General features: G+C 54.9%; 11 protein-coding genes and 1 pseudogene. 3 read left to right on the top strand and 9 right to left on the bottom strand.

Annotation, left to right across the window (positions count from 1 at the left end; translation table 11 throughout):
- Positions 1 to 457: 457 nt before the first annotated feature.
- Positions 458 to 1,438 carry a hypothetical protein gene (locus AC628_RS35485; protein ID WP_074131342.1) on the top strand — a complete coding sequence of 327 codons (981 nt, stop codon included), beginning with the start codon at positions 458 to 460 and terminating at the stop codon, positions 1,436 to 1,438.
- A gap of 109 nt (positions 1,439 to 1,547) precedes the next feature.
- Here AC628_RS35485 and AC628_RS35480 read toward each other — a convergent pair whose 3' ends face one another.
- The 4 genes from AC628_RS35480 to AC628_RS35465 all read right to left on the bottom strand — a co-directional run bounded on the left by AC628_RS35480 (position 1,548) and on the right by AC628_RS35465 (position 4,341).
- Complete coding sequence (locus tag AC628_RS35480) at positions 1,548 to 1,994, bottom strand: hypothetical protein (protein ID WP_143201982.1); 447 nt, start codon at positions 1,992 to 1,994, stop codon at positions 1,548 to 1,550.
- Positions 1,995 to 2,326: 332 nt separating this feature from the next.
- On the bottom strand, positions 2,327 to 2,758 hold the full coding sequence (locus tag AC628_RS35475) for a hypothetical protein (protein ID WP_143201981.1): 432 nt from the start codon (positions 2,756 to 2,758) through the stop codon (positions 2,327 to 2,329).
- A 228-nt stretch (positions 2,759 to 2,986) separates the two neighbouring features.
- On the bottom strand, positions 2,987 to 3,427 hold the full coding sequence (locus AC628_RS35470) for a hypothetical protein (RefSeq protein WP_143201980.1): 441 nt from the start codon (positions 3,425 to 3,427) through the stop codon (positions 2,987 to 2,989).
- A gap of 74 nt (positions 3,428 to 3,501) precedes the next feature.
- On the bottom strand, positions 3,502 to 4,341 hold the full coding sequence (locus tag AC628_RS35465; RefSeq protein WP_074131338.1) for a hypothetical protein: 840 nt from the start codon (positions 4,339 to 4,341) through the stop codon (positions 3,502 to 3,504).
- Positions 4,342 to 4,826: 485 nt separating this feature from the next.
- Between AC628_RS35465 and AC628_RS43415 the strand changes: the two genes are divergently transcribed.
- On the top strand, positions 4,827 to 5,375 hold the full coding sequence (locus tag AC628_RS43415; RefSeq protein ID WP_143201979.1) for a hypothetical protein: 549 nt from the start codon (positions 4,827 to 4,829) through the stop codon (positions 5,373 to 5,375).
- A gap of 542 nt (positions 5,376 to 5,917) precedes the next feature.
- Here AC628_RS43415 and AC628_RS35460 read toward each other — a convergent pair.
- Positions 5,918 to 8,284: a DUF5906 domain-containing protein gene (locus tag AC628_RS35460; protein ID WP_168193518.1), complete on the bottom strand. Its 2,367-nt coding sequence runs from the start codon at positions 8,282 to 8,284 to the stop codon at positions 5,918 to 5,920.
- Between the two features lie 105 nt (positions 8,285 to 8,389).
- Positions 8,390 to 8,587 carry a hypothetical protein gene (locus AC628_RS35455; protein ID WP_074131336.1) on the bottom strand — a complete coding sequence of 66 codons (198 nt, stop codon included), beginning with the start codon at positions 8,585 to 8,587 and terminating at the stop codon, positions 8,390 to 8,392.
- 612 nt (positions 8,588 to 9,199) lie between these two features.
- Here AC628_RS35455 and AC628_RS35450 point away from each other — a divergent pair.
- Positions 9,200 to 11,146: an ATP-dependent nuclease gene (locus AC628_RS35450; RefSeq protein ID WP_074131335.1), complete on the top strand. Its 1,947-nt coding sequence runs from the start codon at positions 9,200 to 9,202 to the stop codon at positions 11,144 to 11,146.
- Positions 11,147 to 11,363: 217 nt separating this feature from the next.
- Here AC628_RS35450 and AC628_RS43410 read toward each other — a convergent pair whose 3' ends face one another.
- The 3 genes and pseudogenes from AC628_RS43410 to AC628_RS35440 all read right to left on the bottom strand — a co-directional run.
- Positions 11,364 to 11,669, bottom strand: a complete 306-nt coding sequence (locus tag AC628_RS43410) for a helix-turn-helix transcriptional regulator (RefSeq protein WP_210190302.1) — start codon at positions 11,667 to 11,669, stop codon at positions 11,364 to 11,366.
- A 511-nt stretch (positions 11,670 to 12,180) separates the two neighbouring features.
- Positions 12,181 to 13,497, bottom strand: coding sequence for a tyrosine-type recombinase/integrase (locus tag AC628_RS35445; RefSeq protein ID WP_074131334.1), 1,317 nt, complete (start codon positions 13,495 to 13,497; stop codon positions 12,181 to 12,183).
- Positions 13,498 to 13,723: 226 nt separating this feature from the next.
- Positions 13,724 to 14,030: pseudogene (locus AC628_RS35440) on the bottom strand (MFS transporter); the annotation flags it as partial.

The following is a 14,030-nucleotide window of genomic DNA, read 5'->3' as shown; positions in this document are numbered from 1 at the left end:
GATCTTCAGCGCGGTTGCGGTGATCAGCGGGCCGCGCGAGCCGATCATGCTGCCGAAGCAGATCACGAAGCCGGTCAGCAGCCAGTAGTTCGGATACCATTGCAACAGCGCAATGCTATTGAAAATATTGATGAATTTTCTGTACTTAAAACCTAACTGCCGTCGTATATGCCAAAAGTGCTTTCACCCTCGATGCTTCCCCGCCCAGTCAATTCGGACGATCGTCCGACGCGCTCACAGAACAGTTTCGCCAGTGCCGCGAAATGATCGTGGAAACTTAATGGATAAGTTGTGCTGGCAACGTCTGCCGCGTCGCGAAATGGTAAGATGAAATTCGGCGCATATGATTCGCCACCATCGACGACGTGGCGGCAACCGAAACCAGATCACGCAGAGAGTACATCGATTCGGCGCGCAAGTAACGTGATCGCATCAGCAGCCAAGGAGAAATCCGACAATGGCAGGTGCTCTCAATACCGATTTAATCCGCAATACAGTCTTCCGTCTTACCGACCCATACGATCAGAGCGACTTGATCAACTGCATTCCCGAGGATGCGAAGTTGCTCGACATTCTGAACATCTACGAATTTGAACGCTTCCCGACCCAGAAGGCTTTCTGTGTGGTCTGCAAAGCGCACCGCCACAAGCGTGGCTTTACCGCCGCGCTGACGACGGGTCATCGCGTGCTGGTCGGTAGCGAATGTGGTCAGAAGAAATTCGGTGCAAGTTGGGAGGAGGCCGAGAAGCGCTTGCGGTTGAGGAGCGATCATCAGTACGAACTCGTGATGTATGACCGCCTCGTGATGATCCGGAAGGAACTGGAAGCAAAGTTGCCGCAATGGCTTCGGGTGTTCGAGAAGATTGAGGGACGAAAGTCCGCGTTTACACGGATTTTTGGAGAGACTGCGTCTCGGCTAAACGAAGTTGCAATTCGCGGCGACGGGCGACTTACCGTTCACCGTAAAGTTCGCACTTCTGCGTTCCAACAGGCTCTTGCCCGTGATGACGATGACAGCAAAGAGCGGGTTACCTACCAAGAGGTGACCGTTGGTACTTTGATTGGCGCGGGGTTCTTCGATCCAATGCAAACCCATAGAGCAGTCGCTAACGCGATACAGAGCGTCAACAATCACTCCTACGGAAACGCGTTGGCGGTTGACATGAGCAAACGTCGCAAAGCGGTCGAACGGTCGTTTAAAGACCTGGAGCGCTGCGCGGAAATATACGATGATGTGAATGCGTTTCTTTCGTCAGAAAATTTCGCCAGTCTAGCGAGTTGGACGGATCAGAATGACGGAATGAGGCGCAAGCTGGTGGCGCGATCCAACGGTTTGTTCTTTGCCGATGATCCTAATCAAGGCATGACCCTATTGCCGCTGCCTGATCTTGATGAGACGCTGCTAAATTGTATTTGGGAGTATCGGCGGGCGAGCTAGTCCGCGTTGTCGCGGCATTGCTCTCGAATACATTCCCCGGACTTGCTGTGTACATCCGACAGCAAGTCCGGGGTTTGCATGAGCCGACAGGTGTTCGCTGCCGGGGCATTCAGTTAAATTGCTGCTTCCATGCTTCGCGCAATTCTGCGAATTTTTCTGGGTGCACTTCTCGGACCTTCGCGCAAAAATAAGCGCAATCGCCGTAAGCAGTATGTTCGTTGCCGGTCGCGCATCGAAGGGTAGCGCGCAGAATGTCGGTAATGTCCATGCTGTTCGGAAATAGCCGCATGAACGCATCGTTGAACGCCTTATCGCTTGCCGTCGGCATCCTGCGGTACAGCCAAGCCATCAAATCAGTCAGCGCCCATCCGTCCAAGCACAGGCGGTTTTCATCGCTTACCGCGATAGCGGACGTGGTTACGTCGAGTGATCGGACGGTGATTGCGTTGTTCGGATTTGAGTTGCGATGGGCTTTCTCAATATCTTCAATCATTCCGTCGTTGATGGTGATGAAGAGTTTGCATTGTTTAACGTAGTAAATCATCGGCTCAAACACTCCATCCATTTCCTAGCTGCGTCGGTATCGTTATCGGTCGAGAGTATCTTTGGCGCGGGGCTGAATAGCGCTGTGGCTACATCTGTACGCAACGTCGGCGGTCCCTTGCCTTGCAATTCGGATGCATATGGACGTGCGTCCGGTTCGATGCCGTCCAAGCTGTCGTCTGCTTTGCATCGCTCATACCAATCGTCACAGCGCTTGCGGCATTGCTCATAGTGCTCACGCTGCTTATCGCTCAATTGATCGATGCGCCATGCCAACGAGTTTGCGGGCTTGATTAAAGCTTCGATCGCAGCCAGTCGCTTTCGCAGTGAGACAATTGTCACGGATTATCGCGACTGCTGTTGCGTCAACGTGGTTTCGATTTCCGACAAACGCTCGCGGAATTCTTCCAAGGTTTCGACGGCCCGTAGCTTTTCGAGCCCGCTGGAAATTGTTTTCATTTCGTCGGCGCTAATGTCACCATTTTCAAATGCGGTGCGCACGTCCGCCGGTTCGCTGCCGTGAAGTTCTTGTGTTCGCGATGATGGTAGACAGTATTTCAAAACCAGCGTTGTTGCCCATTGTTCCTTGGCGTCCAGGGCTTCGCTGAGATTGGCAATTGCGCGATCACCCATCGAGCGAACAAGGTTCATCAATTCGGTCGTTTTGCGGTTGCGGCTGCCGACCGGACGGCCGGGTCCGCCCTTAGCAAAATGACCTTTAGCGCCGCGCGGAATCACGCTTACGGTAGCGTTGTTTAGCGATGCAAGATTGCTCATCTTCTCAGACCCAAATTATCGAAATCGATCTAGCTGCACACCACTCTGCGATCTCCCTCGTGATTGTCCAGTGTTGAGCGCCGCGCCGCCTCGAAACCGGAAACCCATGCACAGATTTCCAGTAATGCAGTACGGCGCGCGACACTCCGAACGCCGCGCAGGCACTCGCGGAATCCGTTTCCGGTGCTGTCCGCAACACGACTTGGCGCGGCAATTTTAGCGCGCTGCTCAATGCAAGACTTCGATCATGTCGGGATGGTCTACGGTGAACAGCCGCAGATCGACGCAGCGAAAAGCGCCGTTCGGCAGTTCTACGATTGCGATGGGTGCCTCGTTGATATTGATCGTGTTGAACGCGATTACGGTGTCATCAGTCATTCGGAAGAATTTGTTGCGCAGATTGACCGCCGTACATTGGATATCATCGCGATACGGTTCTTTCGTCGCCTCATTGCCGTTCGCGTCTGCGAACATTCTCAGATCAACACCACGGTAGCGGTCATCTGATCGCAGTTTGTACATGGCGATTACGGCCACGTCCGGACTGCAATGCCGTCCGTGTTCATCTAGCCATGCATCGATTGGGAGCACGGCCCCATTTTCGAGCGCGAAGTATCGCTCATGGCGGTTGAGTACGGTGGTTTTGATGTTGCCGCTGTAAGTAGTCATGATGGGCTATCCATTGGGTGAGATGATGTTGCGAAATACCGGGCGGTGTTGATGCCGCCCGGTCGTTGCGATGACTATGCAGCGCTGCCGGTCTCCAGCAACCGAAAGGCCTTCTCTCCGGATAGGTCCGTCGCCAAAGCCACGATTTTGACCATTGCGCGCAACGTATCTGCCATGATTGCTACGGTTTGGGAGCGCGCGTTCAGCTCGTTGGCTGAACGCTGCGCGTAGGCCCGCGCGGCATCCATGTCCGGACCGGTCGCGATCGGATCATGCATATCTGGGACCTTGGCGAAATCCGGAGCGAGGCCCGCGCGGCGAATGTGCGCCTCGACGATCCAACGATCCGTTGCGACCTTCTGCAACTCGGCCGGAACTTCCTTATAGGCCCCGCTCTCAATGAGCGATGCCAGCCCTTCGAACGGCAAATTCGGGTCCGCGAGCATAGCACCCTTCTCGGGTAGAGTTGCCCGATCCCATAGAACCAACTGGCGAGCCCTCTGGGAGGCCGTTGTGGCGCTCGCTGGCGGGACTTCCATCGCCACGGCCCTCGCTGTGGCAATCTTCTGCATTTCGCCCTGGGCGTCCTTCTGTGCGCTCTGGAACGCCTTGGCGAACACGTTTGCGACGCTGGCCCGGAGATGTTCAGCCCGCGCGCCGGGAAGGTACTGACTATCGGCGACCTCGACCGTCCCGGCAAAGTCACCACTCCGGGCGATCAGATTCGCGACGGATTTTGACAGTGCCGATTCCTGATCGACTTTCGGCAAGAGCGCACTCTCGCGCCTGCCATCCTCATGCACCATGTTGAAAATAAAACCGCGCTCGTGCTCGCTGACGGTTGCCTGCATTTTGGGTTTTTCCATTTTGACGCGGCGGAATTGCCGGTTCGTTGCGTCGTCAAAATGATTCATTGGCGGTCATCGATCAACAGTAGAATATCGCGATATTCACAACCATGAATTTCGCAATCAGTTCGACATGCGTGATCGCTTGACCAGCGCAATCACGATCGCAATTTTCATCGTTATGGCAGATAGGACGATGGTTAGCGGGTCATCGAAGCGCGCGAACGCTATGACCAGCGATATGGACGGCTGAGGGAGGCGCAGCCGCGATGATTGGAGGGGCGCAAAGCGCGCCCGCTTTTCGGGGGACACGCGACCCGACCCAAGCAATGTCGTCTTTTGACCCCAGTCGAACATCGCTTCGCTACCTTGAGCGGCGAGAACGTGGCGGTTCGGCTGAGCGCAGCGATTGAGGGGCGTATGTCATCCATAAGGGGTACCTTCGCCTACACCGATTGGTGGACGCAATTGTCAAGGGCAGCTTCAGCGAGCGCGACATCTGCACTAAGATCGGACGGCCATTGCTAAGCCAAATTGCAAAGGAGATTTTGATGAAACGAGGTATATCGTTGGCGCTTTTGATTTCGACGATGCTATGGCACGCGGTAGCCGCCAGTGCTCAACAAGCACCGCAAAAGTATGGAGCTTGCCATTACAGGAGCGACCTTTTTTCGCAAGGTTGCATTGTGACAACAAAACGTAGCTGTTCCGCGACATATGGCTACAGCGTAACCTCGTGGGACAAAGGTGCATCCTGCACACGTATCCCGCCGTTCAAAAAGGCCAAAGCGAAGCTGATCTGCACACAAAGCCTTTTCGGGGCGTCCTGCGAGACGCCGCACCTTGAGTTCGGCGTAGGCACCTACGACAGTTTCCGTCTCAAGATTGGGTATGCGGTTCCCGATAGCTCGTGGAGGCTTACCGGTCCTGCGTCGGCCACCTACAGCGGACGGGAGGTTTTCGACGTGGAGGTCAAGGGTCAGGGTATCGGCACGATCGATTGTCAGTGGCACACCGAAGGAAGCAAACAACTTTTTGGACCGGGAGGTTACGTCGTCGGCTATTGCTCGGCACCAGCGCGGAAGGGCGGGCCCGTGTAAATTCGGGACTGCGGGTCGTCCGTGCCGACAACTGTATCTGCCTAGCGCGCTGTGCCCAGCACATCGCCTAGCAGGCACGAGCAAATATGAAATTTGCTCGAAGAATATGTAATTCTTTGGATGTGCCTACCTGACCAGTGCTTGCCTAGCGATCTAGGCACGCGTTTTTCCTTTGTTTTCCTACTCTTGCATCCTCTGTGCCTAGCGTGCCTAGTAAATTGAGGAGAGAGAGAACAATGAAATATAGCCCTCCACAAATTACGCAATTTACATTCAGCGCCCGAAACGCTGTGCGCTGTACGCTCGCAGGGGAGTAGGGAAAAACTAGGCACGCTAGGCACGGCACCAAACACAACCGCGTCCGAACCGTCGTGGCCCGTAGGAATGCCGGCGCGGCCCGCTGATGCGCTCGCATGATCGACCAAAGGAAAAAGGGCCAACGCACCGGGTTGACCCTCGTTTTTTGATAGACTCGATGGCAGATACGGTGGTCGTTTGGTTGGAATTCACCGTGATTTACAGTGTCAGTGGCTACTAGATGATTATCCGTTCGGCAATGATCGAAGCGCGATTACGTTCGGTCGGCCGGGCATTGGCTGTGTTGGTGCGACAATCGTTCCGTCAGACAGCGGCTTGCCTTGATCGCTCACATACCTTTCGACATCTGCCAACCGATCAAGTGAAAACAGATAACCCCTGACGTGTACGTATTGTTTGCGAATTGGCTTGCCGTCCGCATCGACGCGATAGTGATAGCCGAGATTACGAATAGCCTTTTCGATATCGCGTTCAAGTGGTGCTTTCCGATCTTTGGGCCAATGTGCTTTGACGGCGGCTGCACTGATCCAACCTTGGCGGCAACCGTCCAATTCATCCCTGACCATCTGTAGGATGATCGTTTCAAGTACCGTGTGGCCTTCCTGGATCGCTTCCGCCTTGCTTGTCGTATCCGGTGCGCGCATCGGGATTGCGCCGACCGCGCGCTGTTGCAGCCAATGAACTACGTGCGCCGCGCCGTCCGATCGCAGCCAATCGTACAGCCACCTAAAATATCGATCGTCCATATTGCGCCGTGAAAGATCGTCATGTGATTGGATCGCGCTATAGAATACGGCATAGCGTCTACCGTTTTTGTCGATCGGTATTGCGTCTTTGTGGTTCGAAAAGAACAGCCAGTTTGCAGCGTTGTCCTCCAATACCTGATCGACGCCTTTCGATTGCACTTCAATTCGTGCTTCGCTGATGATTGGCTTCAGCGTTTCGATAAGATCGCGCTTGTCGTCGCTCTTTATCTCGTCGGCGATGATGAAAAGCTTCTCGCGCATCCATCCGTTGAACTTCACGCCACTTTCGAGCAATTCCTTGGTCTTGGGCTCGTGGACGTAGTTTTCACCGAGACCGCGTTGCATGATCAACTTGAACAGGTTCTTGCCAACGCCTTCCGCTGACTGGATCAGCGGTGCCCAAGGGATTTTATAGCCGGGACGTTGGATGTTGTGCGCGAGATAATCGAGGATGATGTTTCGATCACGTTCGTCCGGCATCATCTCGCAAAAATGGTTGATGAACGGCGTTATATCGCCCGGACGCGCATCAATGATCGCAGGCCTATATGTGTTGACGCCCTTGCGCCCAAGCTGGTCAACGATGATTTCGCCGAACGGCTTACCCGGCAGAAAACGCGTGTGATTGACTTTCGGGACCGTCCATAGCGTCGAGCGTGTCGCGGCTTTCCATGGTTCGTCAGTGGTCTTACCCAATGCATCGATTACGAATTTCTTTCCGCCGAATGCGCCATTGAATTGCGTCGTATTCATGAAGCCGTCAGGCGTGAGAATTTCGCCGCGATTGGTGACGAAATGACAGCCTTTGAACCATTCGCGCTGCTCGCTATCAGTCAACAGTTCGCCGGTAGGTACCGGCATTGGCTGTTGCTGCTCATGCGGCGTTGGCAGCGGATTGGATTTCCGTTTTAGCTCGCCCAACCGGAAGCGACCGTTGAGCGACGGGATTTTATTGAGCAAGGAATTCCACCCCAGTTCGGTTTCGCGAATGCTGCCCCATTGCTTCAAGTTCTCTGCGACGTTGTTGTGTTCGTATTGCTCGCACCATCGCAGCCAACGCCCAAGCATCCTACCGTCATCGCCCTTGTAATGCAGCCATGCCGCTTGCTTCCATGCTGCGGTGATGGCGATCCATTCGTGACGATCAAGGTTGTTCGGGTCGCAATCGAGTAGGGCTTGTTCGCACCAATCCGGCCCCGGTCCGGTCAACGATGGATCGCCCAATGGATGCCGACCGCCGCTTGTGTTGGTGACATCGACGCCAGCCAGGGCGATTTCGAGCATGAAGGGATCGACATACTGACCGTAGCCGCCAAGCGACCAACAGGTGATCAGATGCGGTTCCTGCGGTCGTTTAAGATGCAGCGTGCCCGGTACACGCAGAACGCGCGACGAATCAATAATAGTGCGGTCGCCATTGAACAGCGTACGAAGTTTGCGCTGTAAAAGCGTGAATTTGTCATGGTCGTTGTGGTGTTGCGTTGTCCAATAGACATGGAACCGATTTGGGCTGCTTTGCACAGCGAATGATGGCGGTGGATTGAACGCGCAAGCGCGCTGGTAATCGTCGATCGCGCAAACGCCGTCCAAATCGATCGCTTGGCAGCGAATAGTTTTGACGTTGGCGATCTCATACCGACCGTTGCCGTTCATTTCATTGATGTTGATGAAACAGCCGTATCCCAACGTCTGCCACGCGATGATCTCTTTCCAAAGATCACAAAGCCTGCCACGGCGTGGGATCGCTGGCGTTTCCTTGTTCGTGTCGTGAATTAGACGAACATCAATGATCGCGGTGTTCGGATCGCTGCCAGTCAGTGCGCCGACGAACGCGAGCGCTTGCACGAATTCCTGCTGTAGTATAGACATATTGCGGTCTTTCTTGATCGGAAGACGTTGGAATGCTTAAAGGCCGCGCGGTGTCGCAAACCGCGCGGCCTCTTTCATTTACTAGGCTGCTTCTAGCGCTTTGCGCGCGATATGGGCTTGTTCAAGCACGCCCTTGAAGACTTCCGGCCCGGCGACGCTGGCGCGCTCTAGCATCGTATCAATGGCTGCCAAGCCTGCGGCTTTGCGCGCCTCGCGTGCGGCGCGTCGATTGTCTCGCCAGTCTCGGAAGTATGCGGCGCGGCTCTTCTTGTCCGGCATCTGCCTTGCTCCGTTGTTGCTGCCTGTAGTGAAACAAGTCATCAGTGCTTCGCGGTATGCGCGCAAGGGAGTCAAAACGAGCGCCGCATGCACTCGCACCGTTCTGCATCTTCATGCACGGACGCTTTCCACAACTGATTGCAGCGCGGCCGGATCGACCGCGACGGCTAATCCTGTAGTATCCGAACATCACGAAATTTGCTGGTGCCGATCGAGCGCTCAAGGCTTACGCGGGCTTTATATATGCCATCCCGCGCAGCAAAACGAAGCGATCGGGAGTCTGCTAAGCCGCCTGCGTCGCCATCGCGACCTTATTGACTTGGAGAAATCGGCCCTTGTCCGCGCGCCGCGCTACACTGTCACGCGATGACGGTGGTGACGGGGGCCACCTGCTCGTCCAAAAGTTGGCACGTCGGGAGGCCGGGAGGGATGCAACAACCGCAAGGAGCGGAGAGCCAAGGCGGTGAAGCTATTTGGTTGCCCGTTGGGGTTGTTGCATGACATAACCGTCCAGCCGGGCAGGTATGGCGGAAGTAATATCCACTAGCCGAAGTTCTCGGCACTTTTGACCCAATTGTTCTTCGCTATAGATTTGCTGACTATGAGGGGCCTGTGCTTATACGAAAGTTGTCCATAGAGAATGTTCGGAGTGTTCTTGAGCGGCAAGAGATTAGCTTCGATGGCAGAATTTCGATCCTAATTGGTCCGAACGGCGGCGGGAAAACCAATATACTGGATACGCTCGTCAGCATGCTTCGGCGGCACGTGTTCAACGCACGGCATTACGTTCCCGCAGCAACTCCCGATGAACCCAATCGATGGGAGCGCAGATTCAATGACAACCTCAACAGCTTGACGTTCGAAAAGCACAGCAATGCGCGGCAGCAAGGACAGTTGGTTGAAATTGAGTTGGAGATCAGCGCGCAAGACGTCGAGAACATGCGGGCCATTCAGAAAGATGCCTCTGATCTTCGCTCCCAATTGACCGGATTGAGGCGCAAGTACGAGCCGGATCCGTGGGCGGGCGTCGAAGCTTGGGATGTTTCGAAGATCGCCGCTGGGTGCAAAGTTACGGTCACATGGCGGGACGGAGCGGTGTTGGAACAAGCGGAGAAGCCCGCTCGCGACTTTCTCGAATATCTCAATGTGTTCGAGGAAGACAACGGATTGCGTGCCCTGGTCGGCAAAGCGACCTTGCAACTTCCGATGATCTACTTGCCCGTAACCCGATCGGCCGCCGGATTCAATTCATCAGTGGGTCTTGCTAGCTGGAATGACTATGACCATAAGCGTTCGTCCGACGCTACTACTTCTCGCAGCGGCTCAAACATCGTCACGCTCGCGGTTGGCCGCATGGCGCAGCGGTTTCGGCTTCTGCAAGAGGATTCGAATGTTGATGCTTCGACGAGATTTCGAGATACCAAGAATCTGCAAGGGCTATCGGATGAACTCGCGGCGCTCGGATATTCGTGGGAACTCGTTACTGTCGATCCGCTTCAGAATTCGTATGACGTGCGCTTAACCAAGCAGGGGACGTCGTTTCTCGTCGGCGCAGCATCATCGGGGGAGCGCGAACTTCTGACTTATCTGTTTGCGATTTTCGCCCTCAACGTTCGAAACGCTGTTATCGTCGTTGACGAACCGGAGCTACATCTCCATCCGAGGTGGCAGGCTGCGCTGTTCGAGCTATTCGAGAGGTTGTCAAAGACGACTGGCAACCAGTTCGTGATGGCTACGCATTCGCCAACGTTCATATCACCGGCTTCGATCCAATATGTGTCTCGTGTTTATAGTGAGAATCAGCGGAGCAACATCGTCCGACTAAATGCAGCGAACCTTCCCAACTCCAAGCACCTGTTCAACATGGTGAACAGCGAAAATAACGAGCGCGTGTTCTTCGCCGATACGGTGGTGCTGGTTGAGGGGCTTCACGATAGGATCGTGTTCGAGCGGGTGCTGGATGTCGTTGCGAAAAAGTATTCAATAAACGCCCCGTCAGTCGAAGTCGTGAGCATAGGAGGCAAAGGGCTATTCCCGGCTTACCAGCAACTCCTTGATGCCTGTAAGGTCGGTTGGCGGACCGTGGCCGATCTCGACTATATCGAGCAAATCGGGGATAGCTCCGTAAAAGCGCTCTTTTCCTTAGACCCCGGAGATATCAAGAGAGACGTCATCGATAACATCAAGAGTCTCGATGGAGCTGCGTTGGTGGAGCGAATCGACAAGGCAATGAAAGCCGGGGACTGGACTGATGCCAACGACCTTTGGGCGTATATCAAATCGCGCCGTCGCCGGCTGAAAGCCGGGTTAGACGAAGCGGAACAGGCTGTCCTTTCTGAATTCATCGAGAAGAAGAAGGGCGAAGGCATCTACTTGTTGGGCCGTGGCGAGTTGGAGGACTACCTCCCACTGGGCTATCGAGGAAAGGACACCCAGAAGCTAATCGAATTGGTTTCGTTAGACGATTTTTGGGATCATCTGCAACCTACTCCCCGGGCTGACCTTGAGCGCATGGCCATGGATTTCCTGGGAGTCAAAAGCGATAGAACCGACCTCTGACCACTGATTTGTCGCGGGTTGAAGCTAAGACGTTAGCAGCCGAACAACCGCGAGATCACCGCAAAGAACAGGCCGGGCGTCCAATTGCCCGGCCGTATCTATCAACGCATCAACCAACCAAGTAGTTGCCGATCACCTTCAAGGAATAGATCAACATCACGATCCCTGAAACGAACGACCAACCTTCCCAAAGCTTTTTCAACATCGCTACCGTCGCTTATTGTCGCACATTCTGATTCGTCAACGATCGTTCGTGACGTTCAACATCGCTCAATCTAAACCGCGTCACGCGTGCCGACAACTTCACCGGCTGCGGATATGTCGGCGACTTCTTCGCGTTGCGCCAAATGGTGGACGGATCGACACCCCAACGCCCGGCAAGCTGTTTATCCGTGATGAACCGTTCCGAGCCGGGCGGCTCGCTGTTGGCGAATACAGCCAGGGTGACCGGAGAGGGCGGTAGGGCGGCGCGGAGTAAGCCGGAAAACATTTGATGGGCGTCCTTTCTGTCATAGCCGTGCACTACCGTTCCGGAAGACGCATGTATAATGGCGAAAAAATGCCCGGTAGCGCGCAAGGCGTACCGGGCAAGCGAGATACAAATTGATTGCTGTGACTATCGCTTTGATCGTTGTCTAAGAACGCCGCTTCGGACTAGCGAAGGGCCAAGCGTTTCGCAAAGCTTTTGACCGTTTGCGGTGTAGAACTCGACGTAGTCATTAGACGTGCGGTTCACCAAGTCGGATACCTCCGGAATGAGTTTGCTGCGGTCGTATTGATCGTTTGTTTTCAGAGCGAACCATTCGCGCGTTGCAGCTAGCAATCGCGGTGTGTCGGATACTCCGATGCCGTCTCCGTATCGCAAAAAGCCATTCTCGACTGGTTCGTATTCGCCCGAGCAATTCGCGCCAATGACGATAGAGGCAACAATGGTTCGGATTAGCTTTTGATCTGCGCCATTGTTTAAAGCGTGCGCTGAGGTTGTGAGGGCGATTGCGAGCGCGGTTGCAATGATGGTCTTAGAATTCACAATATTACTTCCTCACCCGTTTCTTAGTCGCGGTCGTCATGTCAATTACGTTGTCTGACGACGCGCGGTTGCCATACAGGAAGTTAGCCCAATCCTGCATCATGTGTCGGCGCTTTTCGATCATGTCGCCGCGACGATAAGCCGCCTCAACTTTATCGCCAACGGTGTGCGCCAACGCCAGTTCGGCCATTTCGTTGGGATAGGTGGTTTTCTCGCCTGCCCAATCGCGGAACGTCGATCGCAAACCATGGGGAACGGCGGGCCGCCCGTTCTTTGGATCGATCCATTGCGTGCCGTCGTCTTTGGTCATCCGCTTCATTGCGGCACTGATAGCGGCATCGGTCAGTATTCCGCCTGATGGTGATGCAAACACGTATTCGCTGCCGTCCGAACGCCGTTGCTTTTCGATGATGGCGATTGCTTCGTCGCTCAACGGGATACGATGTTCTTTTCGCGACTTCATGCGTGCTGCCGGGACGGTCCAAATCTTCGCCTTGGCGTCGTATTCCGATCGCTTCATTCCGCGAACCTCGCCCGATCGGGACGCATTCAAGGCGATGAATTCCAACGCCCGCGCTGCGGTGCCGTCCCGACCGCGCAGCGCTTCAAACCATGGCGTTGCATCGGGCAATGCGATGGCTGGGTGATTTTCGGTGGCGACAACCTTGGACGGTCGCGGCAACGTCAAGGCCAGATTGCCGTCCCAACGCGCGGGATTATCGCCTGATCGGCGACCGTGAACAGTGGCCCATGCCAGCACGTTTTCGAGTTCGGCGCGCAACCGCATGGCCGTTTGCGTTTTGGTGTCCCAGATTGGCGATAGGACGCGCAGAATGTCCTGTACGGTGATAGCGCCAACCAACATGCGGCCAAGTTCGGGCTTGGCATATGTGTTGATGGTCGCCTCAAGCGCTTTGCGGTTTTTCTCGCTGCCGATAGATGCAAGTTTCGTCGGCAGATATTCCCCTAGCGCTTCGGTAAACGTCATCCCCCGTTTCTGTTCAGCGACCAATGCGGCTTTCTTTGCGTCCCGTTCGATGATCGGATCGCGCCCGTCACGAACGCTTGCCTTTGCGCTGCGGGCCGCGTTGCGTGCCGCTTCCAAGGTGATCTCGGGATAGCTGCCCAATCCCATGTTTCGGCGCTTCGTTGCGACGGTCGTTCGCAGCACCCACGATCGGCCGCCGTTGGGTGTGATTTGCAGCATCAGCCCGGCGACGCCTCCGACCGCGTAATAGGCATTGAATTCGCCGTTGTCCGGATCGGGATGTTTCAGGCGAGAAACCGCTAAAGCGGTCAATTCCTTCGCTATTTTGGGCATTTCATACCTTGATGGTCATTGCGATGTCCGTTGCGATGGTCATCAGATACCGTCTATATGCCAAAAAATAGGATTTCAGGCTGTATTTTAGGGTATTGCGAAATTTCTGATGGTCACCGCAAACGCAAATCTAACCAATCTATCTGCCAAAAACAATGCGACTATGTGCAGTGTTGGGCACGGTTGCGCATGGTTGGCTTGGGCGCGACGGAGCCGACAATGTTCGTCAGCGCCGCAGCGCGGGTACCACCAAAAACGGGATCAGTCCGAGTACGACGTTGACCAGCGCGAACGCGATTAGTGGATTATAGCTGTGGGTCAAATCGTGTAAAACGCCGCCAAACCAAGAGCCTAGCGCTGATCCAAGACCGCTCCCGATCATGATGGTCCCATAGATCGTACCGACGCGCTCGCCACGGAAGATCTTCAGCGCGGTTGCGGTGATCAGCGGGCCGCGCGAGCCGATCATGCTGCCGAAGCAGATCACGAAGCCGGTCAGCAGCCAGTAGTTCGGATACCATTGCAGCAGCCAG

Source organism: Bradyrhizobium sp. NAS96.2 (assembly GCF_001908235.1).
Lineage (GTDB): Bacteria > Pseudomonadota > Alphaproteobacteria > Rhizobiales > Xanthobacteraceae > Bradyrhizobium.
Note: the sequence above shows the minus strand (reverse complement) of the source record. Positions and strands in the feature narration are given on the sequence as shown.

Coding starts and splice junctions, on each gene's coding strand:
- AC628_RS35465 (WP_074131338.1), bottom strand. CDS start 4,341: ATGAATCATTTTGACGACGCAACGAACCGGCAATTCCGCCGCGTCAAA.
- AC628_RS35485 (WP_074131342.1), top strand. CDS start 458: ATGGCAGGTGCTCTCAATACCGATTTAATCCGCAATACAGTCTTCCGT.
- AC628_RS35445 (WP_074131334.1), bottom strand. CDS start 13,497: ATGCCCAAAATAGCGAAGGAATTGACCGCTTTAGCGGTTTCTCGCCTG.
- AC628_RS35455 (WP_074131336.1), bottom strand. CDS start 8,587: ATGCCGGACAAGAAGAGCCGCGCCGCATACTTCCGAGACTGGCGAGAC.
- AC628_RS35475 (WP_143201981.1), bottom strand. CDS start 2,758: ATGAGCAATCTTGCATCGCTAAACAACGCTACCGTAAGCGTGATTCCG.
- AC628_RS43415 (WP_143201979.1), top strand. CDS start 4,827: ATGAAACGAGGTATATCGTTGGCGCTTTTGATTTCGACGATGCTATGG.
- AC628_RS35470 (WP_143201980.1), bottom strand. CDS start 3,427: ATGACTACTTACAGCGGCAACATCAAAACCACCGTACTCAACCGCCAT.